This is a genomic window from Pseudomonas sp. B19(2017) (genome assembly GCF_002113165.1).
GTDB lineage: Bacteria > Pseudomonadota > Gammaproteobacteria > Pseudomonadales > Pseudomonadaceae > Aquipseudomonas.
On sequence record NZ_NEJR01000004.1, the window covers coordinates 210,791 to 226,205 of the forward strand.

Below are 15,415 nucleotides of genomic sequence, written 5' to 3' on the forward strand. Positions count from 1 at the left end.
AATGCTGCGCTGTACCTGTGGGAGCGGGCGAGCCCGCGAAGAGGCCGGCACTGGCGTAAGGCGTCGTGGCAGCTTATCGTGCTGCTTTCATCCCCCAGGACGGACCAGCCCCCATGAGCGACGCCAACCGCGACCTGATCACCCGCTTCTACCAGGCATTCCAGCGCCTGGACGCCGAGGCCATGGTCGCCTGCTACAGCGACGATATCGTCTTCAGCGACCCGGTCTTCGGCACCCTGCGCGGCAAGGATGCAGGCGACATGTGGCGGATGCTCACCACTCGCGCCAAGGACTTCACCCTGACCTTCGACAGCGTCCGCGCTGACGAGCGTAGTGGTGGAGCGCACTGGGTTGCGACCTACCTGTTCAGCCAGACCGGCCGCACCGTGGTCAACGATATCCAGGCGCGTTTCGTGATCCGTGACGGGCTGATCTGCCAGCACGATGACCACTTCGACATGTGGTGCTGGGCGCGGCAGGCGCTGGGTATGCCAGGCGTGCTGCTGGGCTGGTCGCCGCTGGTGCAGAACAAGGTACGCCAGCAGGCATTCAAAGGGTTGCGCGCGTTCCAGCAGGCCCGGGGTGAGTGAAATCGACGAAGGCGCTGTCAGCAAGCCCTGGTATGTCTACCTGGTGCGGGCGGCCAATGGTTCGTTGTACTGCGGCATCAGCGATGACCCGCAGCGGCGCTTCCTGGCGCACCAGAAAGGGCAGGGCGCGCGCTACTTCAAGACCAGCCCGGCCAAGGCGCTGGTGTATGTGGAGCAATGGCCGGACAAGGGCGAGGCGTTGCGCCAGGAGCGGCTGGTGAAGCGGCTGCGCAAGTCGGCGAAGGAGGCGTTGGTGGCTTCCTATGGCGCAGCAGGCCTCGGGGCCATCAGTCCTTGCGCCGCTTCAGCTGATCCACCAAGGTGGTCGGAAGGCCCTTGATGATCAAGGTCCCTGCTTCTTCGTCATATTCGACCTTGTCCCCCAGCAGGTGCGCTTCGAAGCTGATCGACAGCCCCTCGGCACGCCCGGTGAAACGGCGGAACTGGTTGAGGGTGCGCTTGTCCGCGGGGATTTCCGGCGACAGGCCGTAGTCCTTGTTGCGAATGTGGTCGTAGAACGCCTTGGGCCGGTCCTCGTCGATCAGGCTGGACAGCTCCTCAAGTGTGACCGGCTCGCCCAGCTTGGTCTGGGTAGTGGCGTACTCGACCAGGGTCTGGGTTTTTTCGCGGGCGGACTCTTCAGGCAGGTCTTCGCTCTCGACGAAGTCGCTGAAGGCCTTGAGCAGGGTGCGGGTTTCGCCCGGGCCGTCGACGCCTTCCTGGCAGCCGATGAAGTCACGGAAGTAGTCCGAGACTTTCTTGCCGTTCTTGCCCTTGATGAACGAAATGTACTGTTTGGAGTTCTGGTTGTTCTTCCACTCCGACAGGTTGATGCGCGCCGCCAGGTGCAGCTGCCCAAGGTCGAGGTGGCGCGAAGGCATCACGTCGAGTTCGGCGTTCACCGCCACGCCTTCGCTGTGGTGCAGCAGGGCGATCGCCAGGTATTCGGTCATGCCTTGCTGGTAGTGGGCAAACAGGATGTGGCCACCGGTCGACAGGTTGGATTCTTCCATCAGCTTCTGCAGGTGCTCCACGGCCACGCGGCTGAAGGCGGTAAAGTCCTTTTCTTCGTCCAGGTACTGCTTCAGCCAGCCACTGAGCGGGTAGGCGCCAGACTCACCGTGGAAAAATCCCCAAGCCTTGCCTTGCTTGGCGTTGTAGCTGTCATTGAGGTCGGCCAGCAGGTTTTCGATGGCGTCGGAGGCGGCCAGTTCGGAATCGCGGGCATGCAGCACGGCGGGGCTGCCATCGGGCTTTTTGTCGATCAGGTGAACGATGCAATGACGGATTGGCATGGAATTCTCGGCGAGCTGCAAAAGTCGTGCAGTTTACCTTAGACACCAGGTGATGCAGTGGCCGGATGTTGGCAGAAATGCCGGTTGTTCGTTTTTTGTTCAGATTTGTGCGTTTTCGGCTAAAACCCCCGAAAAACCTGCATTAAATCGAAGTGCGCAGCGGATATTTATCCGCTCCTGTGGTAGCTTTGCGCGGTCTTGCGCCCCTTGTGTGGCGCATTGCTGGCAGCGTGCTGTCGTCGTGTCGAACCAAACGTCGATTTGCGTATCTACATACGCGATTGGCGCGGCCCTCCACTTTCAGGGGCTGGCCCGATAACGTCGTAGTCCGCTGCATAACCATCGAATTTGATAGGGAAGGAACACCACCATGGCATTGACCAAAGACCAACTGATTGCCGACATCGCCGAATCGATCGCCGCGCCAAAAGCCACCGCCAAGAACGCTCTGGAGCAACTGGCCCAGATCGTCGCCGACCAGCTGGAAAACGGCGCTGAAATCACTCTGCCAGGCATCGGCAAGCTGAAAGTCACCGAGCGTCCTGCCCGTACCGGCCGCAACCCTTCGACTGGCGCTGCCATCGAAATCGCTGCCAAGAAAGTCGTCAAGTTCGTGCCAGCCAAAGTGCTGACCGACGCCATCAACAAGTAATTGTTGAAGCTTTGACGAAACCGCGCCCGGCTTGCCCGGGCGCGGTTTTTTCATGCCTGGGTTTTACGCCCGGCGTGCCAGGCCTGGCGCGCGGCGTCGTCGTGGTAGCTCCAGGCGACCATGCGGCTTTGCTTCTGCCCCTGGCCCATTTCACGGGTGCGCACGGCCTTGGCGCCCGCTTTCTTTAGCGCGGCCTCGATCCCCGGCAGGTTGCTGGCCTTGGACACCAGGCTGGTGAACCACAGGACCTGCTCGGCGTACTGCACGCTTTCGCTGACCAGTTGGGTGACAAAGCGGATCTCGCCGCCTTCGCACCACAGTTCATTGTTCTGACCGCCGAAGTTGAGCACCGGCAGCTTGCGCTTGGGGTCCTGCTTGCCCAGGTTCTTCCACTTGCGCTGGCTGCCACGGGTGGCTTCGTCGCGTGAGGCATGGAAGGGCGGGTTGCACAAGGTCAGGTCGAAGCGTTCGTCTTCCTGCAGCAGGCCGCTGAGGATGTGCGCACGGTTGGCCTGCTGGCGCAGGCTGATGGCCTTGCCCAGGCCATTGGCCTGGACGATGGCCTTGGCCGATGCCAGGGCCACGGGGTCGATGTCCGAACCGAGGAAGCGCCAGCGGTAGTCGGTGTACCCCAGCAACGGGTAGATGCAGTTGGCGCCCACGCCGATGTCCAGTGCGCGCACCTGGGCGCCCTTGGGAACCTCGCCGGCATTGTCGTCGGCCAGCAGGTCGGCGGCGACGTGGATGTAGTCGGCGCGGCCGGGAATCGGCGGGCATAGGTAGTCGGCGGGGATATCCCAGTGCTGGATGCCGTACTGGGCCTTGAGCAGGGCACGGTTGAACACCCGCACGGCCTCAGGGTTGGCAAAGTCGATGCTGGGTTTGCCGTGGGGGTTGGTGATGGTGAAGCGCGCCAGGTCAGGGTGGGCCTTGATCAGGCTGGGGAAGTCGTAGCGGCCCTGGTGGCGGTTGCGCGGGTGCAGGGTGGGTTTGTCGGTCATGATGGGGTCCTGAAAAGCATCGCCGGCAAGCCAGCTCCCACAGGTACAGCGCTTTCCTGTGGGAGCTGGCTTGCCGGCGATGGGCTGCGAAGCAGCCCGCTATGGCTTCACTTTTGGTTACAGCGCTGCAATCCGCGCATGCTGCTCGGTGAAGTTGGCCAGGGCCTGTTCGGACTCGGCCAGCTTGGCGCGTTCCTTCTCGATCACTGCAGGCGGTGCCTTGTCGACGAAGGCGGCGTTGGACAGCTTGCCGCCCACGCGCGCCACTTCACCTTGCAGGCGCTGGATTTCCTTGTTCAGGCGCGCCAGCTCGGCATCCTTGTCGATCAGGCCGGCCATCGGCACCAGCACTTGCAGGTCACCGACCAGGGCGGTGGCCGACAGCGGCGCTTCGTCGGCATCGCCCAGTACGGTGAACGATTCGACCTTGGCCAGCTTCTTCAGCAGGGCTTCGTTTTCCTGCAGGCGACGCTGGTCGTCGGCGTTGGCGTTCTTCAGGAACAGCGGCAGCGGCTTGCCCGGGCCGATGTTCATCTCGGCGCGAATGTTGCGCAGGCCGACCATCAGCTCCTTGAGCCACTCGATGTCACCTTCGGCGGCGGCGTCGATGCGGCTTTCATTTGCAACCGGCCACGGCTGCAGCATGATGGTCTTGCCGTGGATGCCGGCCAGCGGCGCGATGCGCTGCCAGATTTCTTCGGTGATGAACGGCATGAACGGGTGCGCCAGGCGCAGCGCCACTTCCAGCACGCGCACCAGGGTGCGGCGGGTGCCACGGGCGCGCTCGACAGGGGCGTTCTCGTCCCACAGCACCGGCTTGGACAGCTCCAGGTACCAGTCGCAGTACTGGTTCCAGATGAACTCGTACAGTGCCTGGCTGGCCAGGTCGAAGCGGAACTGCTCCAGCTGGCGGGTCACTTCGGCTTCGGTGCGCTGCAACTGCGAGATGATCCAGCGGTCGGCCAGCGACAGCTCGACGGCTTCGCCGTTCTGGCCGCAGTCCTCGCCCTTGTCCAGCACGTAGCGGGCGGCGTTCCAGATCTTGTTGCAGAAGTTGCGGTAGCCTTCTACGCGACCCATGTCGAACTTGATGTCACGGCCGGTGGAGGCCAGCGAGCAGAAGGTGAAGCGCAGGGCGTCGGTGCCGTAGCTGGCGATACCTTCGGGGAACTCGGCCTTGGTCTGCTTGGCGATTTTTTCGGCCAGCTTGGGCTGCATCATGCCGCTGGTGCGTTTTTCCAGCAGGGCGTCGAGGGTGATGCCGTCTACGATGTCCAGCGGGTCCAGTACGTTGCCCTTGGACTTGGACATCTTCTGGCCCTGGCCGTCACGGACCAGGCCGTGCACGTACACAGTCTTGAACGGTACCTGCGGGGTGCCATCCTCGTTCTTGATCAGGTGCATGGTCAGCATGATCATGCGCGCAACCCAGAAGAAGATGATGTCGAAGCCGGTCACCAGCACGTCAGTGGAGTGGAACTTCTTGAGGAACTCGGTCTGCTCCGGCCAGCCCAGGGTGGAGAAGGTCCACAGGCCCGAACTGAACCAGGTGTCGAGGACGTCGTCGTCCTGGCGCAGGACCACGTCGGCGCCCAGGTTATGCTTGGCGCGCACCTCTTCCTCGTTGCGGCCGACATAGACCTGGCCGGCCTCGTCGTACCAAGCCGGGATGCGGTGGCCCCACCACAGCTGGCGGCTGATGCACCAGTCCTGGATGTCACGCATCCACGAGAAGTACATGTTCTCGTACTGTTTGGGCACGAACTGGATGCGGCCATCTTCCACGGCGGCGATGGCAGGTTCTGCCAGCGGCTTGGTGGAAACGTACCACTGGTCGGTCAGCCACGGCTCGATGACGGTACCCGAACGGTCGCCTTTCGGCACTTTCAGGGCGTGGTCGTCGATGCTCACCAGCAGGCCCTGGGCGTCCAGGTCGGCGACGATCTGCTTGCGCGCGACGAAGCGGTCGAGGTTGGCGTACTGGGCCGGCAACCGGGTGTCGACCTGCTCGTTGACGCTGCCGTCGAGGTTGAAAGCCTGGGCGCTGGCCAGCACGAAGGCGTTCTTGTCGAAGATGTTCAGCAGCGGCAGGTTGTGGCGCTTGCCGACTTCGTAGTCGTTGAAGTCGTGGGCCGGGGTGATCTTCACGCAGCCGGTACCGAACTCGGGGTCGCAGTAGTCGTCGGCGATGATCGGGATGCGACGGCCGACCAGCGGCAATACGACGAACTTGCCGATCAGTGCCTGGTAGCGCTCGTCATTCGGGTTGACCGCCACGGCAGCGTCGCCCAGCAGGGTTTCCGGACGGGTGGTGGCGACTACCAGGTAGTCCTTGCCTTCGGCGGTTTTCGCGCCGTCGGCCAGCGGGTAGCGCAGGTTCCACAGGTGGCCCTTCTCGTCGTGGTTTTCCACTTCGAGGTCGGAGATGGCCGTGTGCAGCTTGGTGTCCCAGTTGACCAGGCGCTTGCCGCGGTAGATCAGGCCGTCTTCGTGCAGGCGCACGAAGGCTTCCTTGACCGCTTCGGACAGGCCGTCGTCCATGGTGAAGCGCTCGCGGCTCCAGTCGACCGACGAGCCCAGGCGACGGATCTGACGGCTGATGTTGCCGCCGGACTGGTCCTTCCATTCCCAGACCTTTTCCAGAAACTTTTCGCGGCCCAGGTCGTGGCGATTCTGGCCTTTGGCCTCGAGCTGGCGCTCGACCAGCATCTGGGTGGCGATGCCGGCGTGGTCGGTACCTGGCTGCCACAGGGTGTCGCGGCCTTGCATGCGGCGGAAACGGATCAGGGCGTCCATGATCGCGTTGTTGAACCCGTGACCCATGTGCAGGCTGCCGGTCACGTTAGGCGGCGGGATCATGATGGTGTAGGACTCGCCTGCACCTTGTGGGGCGAAATAGTTCTCGGACTCCCAGGTGTTGTACCAGGAAGTTTCGATGGCGTGCGGCTGGTAGGTCTTATCCATGCGCGGCGGGACCCTGTGCATTTATTCGGGAAAGCCGGGAAGTATAACCAAGCTGGGGGCCGCAGGCGACAAGCTGCTGACAACTGACGGAGCCGTGGCGCCTGCTTCGCGGGCACGCCCGCTCCCACAGGTACGGTGCAAGTCTCGAAGCTTGCACCGAACCTGTGGGAGCGGGCGTGCCGCGAAGCAGGCGCCGCTGATACCCGGTATTACTCGGAACGCTTGATCAACCGCTCGATCCGCGCATCCAGCCGGCGCTTGATCTCGTTCTCGATGTGCGGGGTAAAGTCGTTGATAACGTCCTGCATGATCATCTGCGCTGCCGCGCGCAGCTCGCTTTCCAGGTGCAGCAGGGTGTCCTGGCGGCGGGTCTGCGGGTCGTCTTCGGGCTCGGGCTCAACCGGTTCGGCCACAGGCACAGGGTTGCCGGGCGCTTCTTCCAGCAGCAACGGGATCTGCTCCACCGTCTCGGTCAGCAGCGGTGGTTGCAGGTCGGCGTCGCCAAGCAGCTGGCGGATCGACTCGAGGTCATCGAGCAGATGGGTGGAGTCGGGCAGGGGGGAGGGCTTGTCCATCGTCGTCAAAGTCGCTGTAAGCGGTGGTCTTGCAGAGCATAGCCCTGTTCACGGTAGAAACGGAATCGGTCACGGGCCGATTGGCGGATGCCAGGCTCCTCAACGACGATTTCGGCCACCCGCTCGAACTGGCCGACAAAGCCCGGTACGCCGGCGCCCAGGTTGATCAGCAGGTCGTGGTGATTGCCTGCACTGTCGGCCGCCAGGCCCAGTGCCACGCTGGCGTCGGCATGCACCTCCGCGAGGTCGTGGGGCACGAAGGCCTCGCCCTTGAAGCGCCACAGGCGTTGGTCCAGCTCATCGCGCTGCTCGGCGTCCTGGCAATGCAGGTAGACCCGGTGGCCGAGGCGCCAGGCCTTTTCGCACAGCTTGCAGGCGAAATCGAGCCGCGCCGACAGCGAGTCGGTGGGCAGGATGTAGAAATCGACTTTGCTCATGGTGGTATCGCCGGCCGGTGGCGTGCGGGGCGCCACCGGCTTCACGGCGTCAGGCGCCAGCGCGGTCCAGCAGGTACTGGGTCAGCAGGGGCACAGGGCGGCCAGTGGCGCCCTTGTCCTTGCCACCACTGACCCAGGCGGTGCCGGCGATGTCCATGTGCGCCCAGTCGTAGGCCTTGGCAAAGCGCGACAGGAAGCAGCCGGCGGTGATGGTGCCGGCCTTCGGCCCACCAATGTTGCCCATGTCGGCGAACGGGCTGTCCAGTTGTTCCTGGTACTCATCGAACAGCGGCAGCTGCCAGGCACGGTCGTCGGCGCGCTTGCCAGCGTCGAGCAACTGGCCGACCAGGTCGTCGTTGTTGCCCATCAGGCCGGTGGTGTGGCTGCCCAGGGCGACGATGCAGGCACCGGTCAGGGTGGCGATGTCGATGACTGCCTGCGGCTTGAAACGCTCGGCGTAGGTCAGGGTGTCGCACAGCACCAGGCGGCCTTCGGCGTCGGTGTTGAGGATTTCCACGGTCTGCCCGCTCATGGTGGTGACGATGTCACCCGGGCGGGTGGCGCCGCCACTTGGCATGTTCTCGGCGCAGGCCAGCAGGCACACGAGGTTGACCGGCAACTGCAGTTCGAGCACCGCACGCAGGGTGCCGAGCACGCTGGCGGCACCGCACATGTCGTATTTCATTTCGTCCATGCCGGCACCAGGCTTGAGGCTGATGCCGCCGGTGTCGAAGGTAATGCCCTTGCCCACCAGCACGAACGGCTTCTCGGTCTTCTTGCCGCCCTGGTAGTTGAGCACGATCAGGCGTGGTGGCTGGTCGCTGCCTTGGCCGACGGCGTAGAACGCGCCCATGCCCAGGTCCTTGATCTTCTTCTCGTCCAGTACTTCGACCTTCAGCGCCTTGTGCGCCTTGCCCAGGTCCTTGGCCTGTTCGGCCAGGAAGCTTGGGTGGCACAGGTTGGGCGGCAGGTTGCCGAGGTCGCGGGTGAAGGCCATGCCGGTGGCGATGGCGCTGGCGTGTTTGAGCGCACGTTCGACCTCGGCCTGGCCGGCCTTGTCGGCCAGCAGGGTGACCTTTTTCAGGGTACGTGGTTCGGCCTTCTGGCTCTTGAAGCGGTCGAACACGTAATCGCCATCGAGCAGGGTTTCGGCCAGCAGGCGGTACTTGCCGTAGTGGGCGTCGCGGTTGCTGACTGCGATGTCGTCCAGTGCCAGCACGGCATCAGCGCCGTTCAGGCCCTTGAGCACACCGGCGACGCTGGCAACCAGTTTGCGCCAGGCGCGGTCGCCAAGGGCTTCGTCCTTGCCGCTGCCCACCAGCAATACGCGCTCGGCCTTCAGGCCCGGGAGGCTCTGCAGCAGCAGGGTCTGGCCCGGCTTGCCGGCCAGGTCGCCACGCTTGAGCACGGCACTGATGGCGCCTTCGCTGGCCTGGTCCACGGCCTTGGCCACGGCGCCGAGCTTGCGGTTTTCACCTACCGGGAGGACCAGGGTGGCGGTTTTTACGGATGCAGCAGCTACGCTTTTTACAACCAGTTCCATGTCAGGATCCCCGAATGATCGATACAGTCGGCGCTGTGTCTTCCAGCGCTCTGGGCGGGCCTGGCCGCGTCGTCGCGCGCCGGCGGAAAAGCTGCCAGTTTGAGCCTGCGGCAAGCGTGCTGACAACCCCGTTATGCGCCTTCATGCGCGGCGAAGTGACAGGGGCGGTCAATCACAGGATAATGCGCGCACTTTACATGGAGGTTCGCCTTTGGCGAACCGGCATTGGTCTTGGCTGTACTAAGTCATTGTCTGGCGCCACTGATTGGCAGTCCGCCCTGACAACCCAGGAGTGTCTGGTTTGATCGTCTTTCGTTATCTGTCCCGCGAGGTCCTGGTGACCTTGAGCGCCGTCAGCGCCGTGCTGCTGGTGATCATCATGAGTGGGCGCTTCATCAAGTACCTGGCCCAGGCTGCCCAGGGCGTGCTCGACCCGAGCGTGCTGTTCCTGATCATGGGCTTCCGCCTGCCGGGCTTCCTGCAGCTGATTCTGCCTCTGGGGCTGTTCCTCGGCATTCTGCTGGCGTACGGGCGCCTGTACCTGGAAAGCGAGATGACCGTGCTGTCGGCCACCGGCATGAGCCAGCAACGCCTGCTGGGCCTGACCATGGCCCCGGCTGCGCTGGTCGCCCTGCTGGTGGCCTGGCTGAGCCTCAGCCTGGCGCCGCTGGGCGTGGCCCAGGTGCAGCAGATCATCAGCCAGCAGGATGCCCTGACCGAGTTCGACACCCTGGTGCCAGGCCGCTTCCAGACCCTGCGCGACGGTTCGCGGGTGACGTACACCGAAGAGCTGTCGGACGACCGCATCAACCTGGCCGGCGTGTTCATCTCCGAGAAACGCTTCAACCAGGACAAGACCAAGGACCGTGCGCCGTCGGTGCTGGTTGCTGAAAAAGGCCACCAGGAAATTCAGGCCGACGGCAACCGCTACCTGGTACTGGAAAACGGCTACCGTTACGACGGCAACCCGGGCCAGGCCGACTACCGCGCCATCAAGTACGACACTTACGGCGTGCTGCTGCCCAAGCCGGAGGTCAGCGAGGAAGTGACCGAACGCGAGGCCGTCCCCACCTCCGAGCTGATCGGCAAGAAGGGCCTGCGTGAGCGCGCCGAGCTGCAATGGCGGCTGTCGCTGCCGATCCTGGTGTTCGTCGTCACCCTGCTGGCGGTGCCGCTGTCGCGGGTCAACCCGCGCCAGGGCCGCTTCCTCAAGCTGCTGCCGGCAATTCTTCTGTACATGGCCTACCTGACAATGCTGATTTCCGTACGTGGCGCCCTCGAGAAGGGCAAACTGCCGATCGCCCTGGGCATGTGGTGGGTCCACGGCCTGTTCCTGCTGATCGGCCTGGGCCTGATGTACTGGGAACCGCTGCGCCTCAAGCGCGCCGCCCGTCGTGCGGAGGTGGCCCATGGGTAAGCTCGACCGTTACATCGGCCAGAGCGTGCTGCTGGCCATTCTCGCCGTACTGGGGATCATCCTTGGCCTGGCCTCGCTGTTCGCCTTCATTGATGAAATGAGCGACCTCAGCGATACCTACACGGTGATGGAGGCGGGCAACTTCGTTTTGCTCACCGCCCCACGGCGCCTGTACGAAATGCTGCCGATGGCCGCCCTGATCGGTTGCCTGATCGGCCTGGGCAGCCTGGCCAGCAGCAGCGAACTGACCATCATGCGCGCCGCCGGGGTGTCCATCGGCCGCATCGTCTGGGCGGTGATGAAGCCGATGCTGGTGCTGATGCTGGTCGGCCTGCTGATCGGTGAATACGTGGCACCGGTGACCGAGAACAAGGCCCAGGCCGACCGTTCCCTGGCACAGGGAGGTGGTGATGCGCAAAGCTCCAAGCGTGGCATGTGGCACCGCCAGGGCGAGGAGTTCGTGCACATCAACGCCGTGCAGCCCAACGGCCTGCTGCTGGGGGTGACCCGCTACCGCTTCGACAGCGAGCGCAAGATCGTCACCTCGAGCTTTGCCCGCCGGGCGCAGTACCAGGATGACCATTGGCTGCTCGCCGACGTGCGCACCACCTTCTTCCGTGGCGACCACACCGAAGTGGTGAACACGCCGCAAGAGCGCTGGGATGTTTCGCTCACGCCGCAACTGCTCAATACCGTGATCCTGGCGCCGGAGTCGCTGTCCATCACCGGGCTGTGGGACTACATCCACTACCTGTCAGACCAGGGGCTGAACAATGCCCGTTACTGGCTGGCGTTCTGGACCAAGGTGTTGCAGCCGATGGTGACCGCGGCGCTGGTGCTGATGGCGATTTCCTTCATCTTCGGCCCGCTGCGTTCGGTGACCCTGGGCCAGCGCGTATTCACCGGTGTGCTGGTGGGCTTCGTGTTCCGCATCGCCCAGGACCTGCTGGGGCCGTCGAGCCAGGTGTTCGGCTTCCCGCCGCTGTTGGCGGTGGTGATTCCGGCAGGCATCTGTGCGCTGGCCGGTGTGTGGTTGTTGCGCCGGGCCGGTTGATGGCCTGAGCTGCAAAAAAAGCCGACCTCAGGGTCGGCTTTTTGCTGGCATCTGTGTTGGCTTCTTCGCGGGCTTGCCCGCTCCCACAGGTTCATCACAGGTCCCCAGGCTTGTGAGGTTCCTGTGGGAGCGGGCGAGCCCGCGAAGAGGGGGGAGCAGGCAATACAGGTCTCAGCTCATTTCTTCTGCTTCGGCACCCGCACCAGTTGGCTTTCCGAATAAATGTCATGCCAGCCGCGTTTGCGCTTGTCGATCAGCACCCAGAGGAACCCCAGCCCCAGGCACAGCCACGACGCGATCGACACCACAAAGCGCAACAGTGCCTGCCACAGGCTGATAGCCGTGCCGTCTGCGTTCTGTACCCGCACGCCCCACACCTGCATGCCCAGGGTCTGCCCGCCGTGGGTCCAGAACTTGGCAAAGAAGCCGAACAAGGCGAACAGAAGCACCGTCGACAGCAGCGGGTCGCCGTCCAGCGCGCCAGCTTCGGTCAGCTCACGCATGCGAGCTTCGCCGATGATCGCCATCTGGATCATCTTGTAGGCACCGGCGGTCACGATAAGCAGCGCCGTGCACAGCAGGAAATCGTAGAACATCGCCGCCAGGCGCCGGCCCAGGCCGACCGGCGGAAAATCACCCTGGGGTGTGAGCAGAGGCTTGGACATGCAGAACGGCTCCAGAAGACGAAGCCGCTATTCTACGGGCAAAAAAAAGCCCCTGCACTTGGCAGGGGCTTTTCTCGAAGTCGGGTTCGGCTCAGCCGGCGACCTGAACTTTGTCAGCCTGCATGCCTTTCTGGCCCTGGACTGCTTCGAAGGTGACCTTCTGGCCTTCTTTCAGGCTCTTGAAGCCGTTACCTTCGATAGCGCGGAAGTGCACGAACAGATCCGGACCGCTTTCTGGAGTGATGAAGCCGTAACCTTTTTCGTCATTGAACCACTTGACGGTACCGTTCTGACGCTCAGCCATTGTCTTATTTCCTATGAAGCTTGAATTTTGATGACAGTTTCTTTTGCAATAAACATGCAAAAGATTACTGGGCTGGGTTGCAGGAAAGTAAGAGACGTCAAACGGGTTGTAGCAGATTGCGGCTACTGGCCCAGGTCACGAACTGTTGCGACCCATGCAAACACAGTGCAGTGACTCTACGCCAACTCCCGAGCGAAAAACAAGCCCTTGGTCGTATGGAAAACCAGCCGTTTGCCGGTAACCGACAAAATTGTCGGAAACGGCATGGCGCCTGGCCTGGCGCCATGTTCAAAAGTTATTGGGCAGGTTCGAAATCGAATATGTCGAACCTGCCCGCAACCTTCACAAAGCGGCTTCAGCCCCGGTAGTAACGTTGTGCCACGAAAGGCATTTTGCTGACTTTCAAGGCAACCTTCTTGCCTCGCACCACGGCGAACAGTGGGGTGTCGATTGCAGCATGTTCACTATCGATATAACCCATTGCTACAGGTGCACCGAGTGTCGGGCCAAAACCGCCGCTGCACACTTTGCCTACGGGTTTATCGTTTGCATCGACAATATCCGCGCCTTCACGCACTGGCGTACGCTCCTGCGGCAACAGGCCCACACGTTTGCGCCCCACGCCATTGCGCTGCTGGGCAAAGATGGCTTCGGCGCCCGGGAAACCGGCGGCACGTGTGCCATCGGCACGGCGCACCTTGGAAATGGCCCACAGCAGGCTGGCTTCGACCGGCGTGGTCTCGGTGTTCATGTCATGGCCATACAGGCACAGGCCGGCTTCCAGGCGCAGCGAGTCGCGCGCACCCAGGCCGATCGGCTGTACTTCGGGCTCGGCCAGCAGGCGGCGGGCGAGCGCTTCGGCAGCCTGTGCCGGTACCGAAATTTCGTAGCCGTCTTCGCCGGTGTAGCCCGAGCGGCTGACGAAGCAGTCTTCACCCAGCAGTTTCACCCGGCGGAACTGCATGAAGGTCATGTGGGCCACTTCCGGGGCCAGGCGCTCCAGTACCTTGACCGCTGCCGGGCCTTGCAGGGCGAGCAGGGCACGTTGCTCGAACAGTGGCTGAATCTCGCAAAGGTTGCCGATGTGCGCTTGCAGGTGGGCCAGGTCCTGGTCCTTGCAGGCGGCGTTGACCACCAGGAACAGCGTGTCGTCGCCCAGGTTGGCGACCATCAGGTCGTCGAGGATGCCACCTTGCTCATTGGTGAACATGGCATAGCGCTGCATGCCCACCGGCAGGTCGATGATATCCACCGGCACCAGGCTTTCCAGGGCTTTGGCGGCATCGCTGCCGCGCAAGGTGATCTGGCCCATGTGCGAGACATCGAACAGGCCGGCCTGCTCGCGGGTGTGCAGGTGTTCCTTGAGCACGCCCAGCGGGTACTGCACGGGCATGTCATAGCCGGCGAACGGCACCATGCGCGCACCCAGTTCCAGGTGCAGGGCGTGCAGTGGGGTCTTGAGCAGTGTTTCGGACATCGGTGACTCCTTGCTGTTGTTGTCGGGTCAACATTCGATGATGTTGACGGCCAGGCCGCCACGGGCGGTCTCTTTGTATTTGCTTTTCATGTCGGCGCCGGTCTGGCGCATGGTGCGGATCACCTTGTCGAGCGACACGTAGTGCTGCCCGTCGCCGCGCAAGGCCATGCGCACCGCGTTGATCGCCTTTACCGAGCCCATGGCGTTGCGCTCGATGCAAGGCACCTGGACCAGCCCGCCGATCGGGTCGCAGGTCAGGCCCAGGTTGTGTTCCATGCCGATTTCGGCAGCGTTTTCCACCTGTTGCACGCTGCCGCCCATCACCTCGCACAGCGCCCCGGCGGCCATCGAGCAGGCCACGCCGACCTCGCCCTGGCAGCCCACTTCGGCGCCGGAGATGGAGGCGTTTTCCTTGTACAGGATTCCGATGGCCGCGGCGGTGAGCAGGAACCTCACCACCCCGTCCTCGTTGGCACCCGGTACGAAGCGCATGTAGTAGTGCAGCACTGCCGGGACGATGCCCGCTGCGCCGTTGGTAGGTGCGGTGACCACACGTCCGCCATAGGCGTTTTCCTCGTTTACCGCCAGGGCGTAGAGGTTGACCCAGTCGAGCACCGACAGGGCATCGCGCAGGCTGGCCTCCGGGTGGCGGCTCAGCTGACGGTACAACGCCGGCGCCCGGCGCTTGACCTTGAGCCCGCCCGGCAGAATGCCTTCATGCCGGCAACCGGCTTCGACGCAATCCTGCATTACCTGCCAGATGCGCAGCAGCCCGGCGCGGGTTTGCGCTTCCGGGCGCCAGGCGGCCTCGTTCGCCAGCATCACCTGGCTCACCGACAGGTTCTGTGTCGTGCAGTGGCCGAGCAGTTCCTTGGCGGTCTTGAACGGGTAGGTCAGTGGTGTGCTGTCCTCGACGATGCGGTCGTGGCCGGCGGCGTCCTGGTCGACCACGAAACCGCCGCCCACCGAGTAGTACTCGCGGCTGCGGATTTGCAGGCCGGCCTCGTCGAAGGCGCGGAAGATCATGCCGTTGGGGTGGTAATCCAGCGGCTTGCGGATCATCGCCAGGTGCTGCTTTTCGATGAAGGCGATGCTGTGCTCGCCGAGCAGGTTCAGCCGACTGCTGTCGCGGATGGCCTGCAGGCGGGCAGGGATGGTGTCGGTATCGATGATATCGGGGTGTTCACCTTCGAGGCCCAGCAGCACGGCCTTGTCGCTGCCGTGGCCTTTGCCGGTGGCGCCGAGCGAGCCATACAGCTCAGCCTTGACGCTGGCGGTGCGGGCAAGCAGGCCATCACGGCGCAACCCTTCGGCGAAACGCGCAGCGGCGCGCATCGGGCCGACCGTGTGGGAACTGGAGGGGCCGATGCCGATCTTGAACAGGTCGAAGACGCTCAATGACATGGGAAACCTCCAGCCAGGAATGTTGGGCGGACGGTGA

15 protein-coding genes are annotated in these 15,415 nt (G+C 63.4%); 5 read left to right on the forward strand and 10 right to left on the reverse strand.

Going from position 1 to position 15,415, the window contains the following annotated elements; translation table 11 throughout:
• The first annotated feature begins 113 nt into the window (after positions 1-113).
• Together CAF70_RS08640 and CAF70_RS08645 are read left to right on the forward strand one after the other, a co-directional pair.
• Positions 114-590 carry a nuclear transport factor 2 family protein gene (locus CAF70_RS08640; protein WP_085624012.1) on the forward strand — a complete coding sequence of 159 codons (477 nt, stop codon included), beginning with the start codon at positions 114-116 and terminating at the stop codon, positions 588-590.
• The gene (locus CAF70_RS08645; protein ID WP_085624014.1) at positions 583-930 is read left to right on the forward strand and encodes a GIY-YIG nuclease family protein; all 348 of its coding nucleotides are present in this window, start codon (positions 583-585) and stop codon (positions 928-930) included. The genes CAF70_RS08640 and CAF70_RS08645 overlap by 8 nt, the downstream gene beginning before the upstream one ends.
• Here the strand turns inward: CAF70_RS08645 and yejK are convergent.
• On the reverse strand, positions 878-1,885 hold the full coding sequence (gene yejK, locus CAF70_RS08650; protein WP_085624016.1) for a nucleoid-associated protein YejK: 1,008 nt from the start codon (positions 1,883-1,885) through the stop codon (positions 878-880). The genes CAF70_RS08645 and yejK overlap by 53 nt on opposite strands.
• 370 nt (positions 1,886-2,255) lie before the next feature.
• On the opposite strand from yejK, the gene CAF70_RS08655 reads away from it, so the two are divergent.
• Positions 2,256-2,537, forward strand: coding sequence for an HU family DNA-binding protein (locus CAF70_RS08655; protein ID WP_085624018.1), 282 nt, complete (start codon positions 2,256-2,258; stop codon positions 2,535-2,537).
• 50 nt (positions 2,538-2,587) lie between these two features.
• On the opposite strand, the gene rlmF is transcribed toward CAF70_RS08655, so the two are convergent.
• From rlmF to CAF70_RS08680, 5 genes are all read right to left on the reverse strand, one after another.
• Entirely contained in the window at positions 2,588-3,538 is a 951-nt protein-coding gene (gene rlmF / locus CAF70_RS08660; RefSeq protein ID WP_085624020.1) for a 23S rRNA (adenine(1618)-N(6))-methyltransferase RlmF, read from the reverse strand.
• A gap of 117 nt (positions 3,539-3,655) precedes the next feature.
• Positions 3,656-6,502 (reverse strand): valine--tRNA ligase, encoded by a 2,847-nt coding sequence (locus CAF70_RS08665; protein ID WP_085624022.1) that lies wholly within the window; start codon positions 6,500-6,502, stop codon positions 3,656-3,658.
• A gap of 209 nt (positions 6,503-6,711) precedes the next feature.
• Positions 6,712-7,077, reverse strand: coding sequence for a DNA polymerase III subunit chi (locus CAF70_RS08670; protein ID WP_085624024.1), 366 nt, complete (start codon positions 7,075-7,077; stop codon positions 6,712-6,714).
• Positions 7,078-7,082: 5 nt separating this feature from the next.
• Complete coding sequence (locus CAF70_RS08675; protein WP_085624228.1) at positions 7,083-7,514, reverse strand: DNA polymerase III subunit chi; 432 nt, start codon at positions 7,512-7,514, stop codon at positions 7,083-7,085.
• A 49-nt stretch (positions 7,515-7,563) separates the two neighbouring features.
• On the reverse strand, positions 7,564-9,057 hold the full coding sequence (locus tag CAF70_RS08680) for a leucyl aminopeptidase (protein WP_085624026.1): 1,494 nt from the start codon (positions 9,055-9,057) through the stop codon (positions 7,564-7,566).
• Between the two features lie 301 nt (positions 9,058-9,358).
• On the opposite strand from CAF70_RS08680, the gene lptF reads away from it, so the two are divergent.
• Complete coding sequence (gene lptF / locus CAF70_RS08690; protein ID WP_085624030.1) at positions 9,359-10,474, forward strand: LPS export ABC transporter permease LptF; 1,116 nt, start codon at positions 9,359-9,361, stop codon at positions 10,472-10,474.
• Positions 10,467-11,528: an LPS export ABC transporter permease LptG gene (gene lptG / locus CAF70_RS08695; RefSeq protein ID WP_085624032.1), complete on the forward strand. Its 1,062-nt coding sequence runs from the start codon at positions 10,467-10,469 to the stop codon at positions 11,526-11,528. Before lptF ends, lptG begins: the two co-directional genes overlap by 8 nt.
• 176 nt (positions 11,529-11,704) lie before the next feature.
• Here lptG and CAF70_RS08700 read toward each other — a convergent pair whose 3' ends face one another.
• The 4 genes from CAF70_RS08700 to CAF70_RS08715 form a co-directional block, all read right to left on the reverse strand.
• Positions 11,705-12,193 (reverse strand): RDD family protein, encoded by a 489-nt coding sequence (locus tag CAF70_RS08700; protein WP_085624034.1) that lies wholly within the window; start codon positions 12,191-12,193, stop codon positions 11,705-11,707.
• Positions 12,194-12,284: 91 nt separating this feature from the next.
• Complete coding sequence (locus CAF70_RS08705) at positions 12,285-12,497, reverse strand: cold-shock protein (protein WP_003257941.1); 213 nt, start codon at positions 12,495-12,497, stop codon at positions 12,285-12,287.
• Between the two features lie 355 nt (positions 12,498-12,852).
• Positions 12,853-13,974 carry a glycine cleavage system aminomethyltransferase GcvT gene (gene gcvT, locus CAF70_RS08710; RefSeq protein WP_085624036.1) on the reverse strand — a complete coding sequence of 374 codons (1,122 nt, stop codon included), beginning with the start codon at positions 13,972-13,974 and terminating at the stop codon, positions 12,853-12,855.
• Between the two features lie 27 nt (positions 13,975-14,001).
• A complete protein-coding gene (locus tag CAF70_RS08715; RefSeq protein ID WP_085624038.1) occupies positions 14,002-15,378 on the reverse strand; it encodes an L-serine ammonia-lyase in 1,377 nt (458 codons plus the stop codon).
• Positions 15,379-15,415 lie beyond the last annotated feature (37 nt).

What these genes read in the sequence shown, in the direction of transcription:
- CAF70_RS08640 (WP_085624012.1), top strand. Translation starts at nt 114, where the DNA reads ATGAGCGACGCCAACCGCGACCTGATCACCCGCTTCTACCAGGCATTC.
- yejK (WP_085624016.1), bottom strand. Translation starts at nt 1,885, where the DNA reads ATGCCAATCCGTCATTGCATCGTTCACCTGATCGACAAAAAGCCCGAT.
- CAF70_RS08655 (WP_085624018.1), top strand. Translation starts at nt 2,256, where the DNA reads ATGGCATTGACCAAAGACCAACTGATTGCCGACATCGCCGAATCGATC.
- rlmF (WP_085624020.1), bottom strand. Translation starts at nt 3,538, where the DNA reads ATGACCGACAAACCCACCCTGCACCCGCGCAACCGCCACCAGGGCCGC.
- CAF70_RS08665 (WP_085624022.1), bottom strand. Translation starts at nt 6,502, where the DNA reads ATGGATAAGACCTACCAGCCGCACGCCATCGAAACTTCCTGGTACAAC.
- CAF70_RS08670 (WP_085624024.1), bottom strand. Translation starts at nt 7,077, where the DNA reads ATGGACAAGCCCTCCCCCCTGCCCGACTCCACCCATCTGCTCGATGAC.
- CAF70_RS08675 (WP_085624228.1), bottom strand. Translation starts at nt 7,514, where the DNA reads ATGAGCAAAGTCGATTTCTACATCCTGCCCACCGACTCGCTGTCGGCG.
- CAF70_RS08680 (WP_085624026.1), bottom strand. Translation starts at nt 9,057, where the DNA reads ATGGAACTGGTTGTAAAAAGCGTAGCTGCTGCATCCGTAAAAACCGCC.
- lptG (WP_085624032.1), top strand. Translation starts at nt 10,467, where the DNA reads ATGGGTAAGCTCGACCGTTACATCGGCCAGAGCGTGCTGCTGGCCATT.
- CAF70_RS08700 (WP_085624034.1), bottom strand. Translation starts at nt 12,193, where the DNA reads ATGTCCAAGCCTCTGCTCACACCCCAGGGTGATTTTCCGCCGGTCGGC.
- CAF70_RS08705 (WP_003257941.1), bottom strand. Translation starts at nt 12,497, where the DNA reads ATGGCTGAGCGTCAGAACGGTACCGTCAAGTGGTTCAATGACGAAAAA.
- gcvT (WP_085624036.1), bottom strand. Translation starts at nt 13,974, where the DNA reads ATGTCCGAAACACTGCTCAAGACCCCACTGCACGCCCTGCACCTGGAA.
- CAF70_RS08715 (WP_085624038.1), bottom strand. Translation starts at nt 15,378, where the DNA reads ATGTCATTGAGCGTCTTCGACCTGTTCAAGATCGGCATCGGCCCCTCC.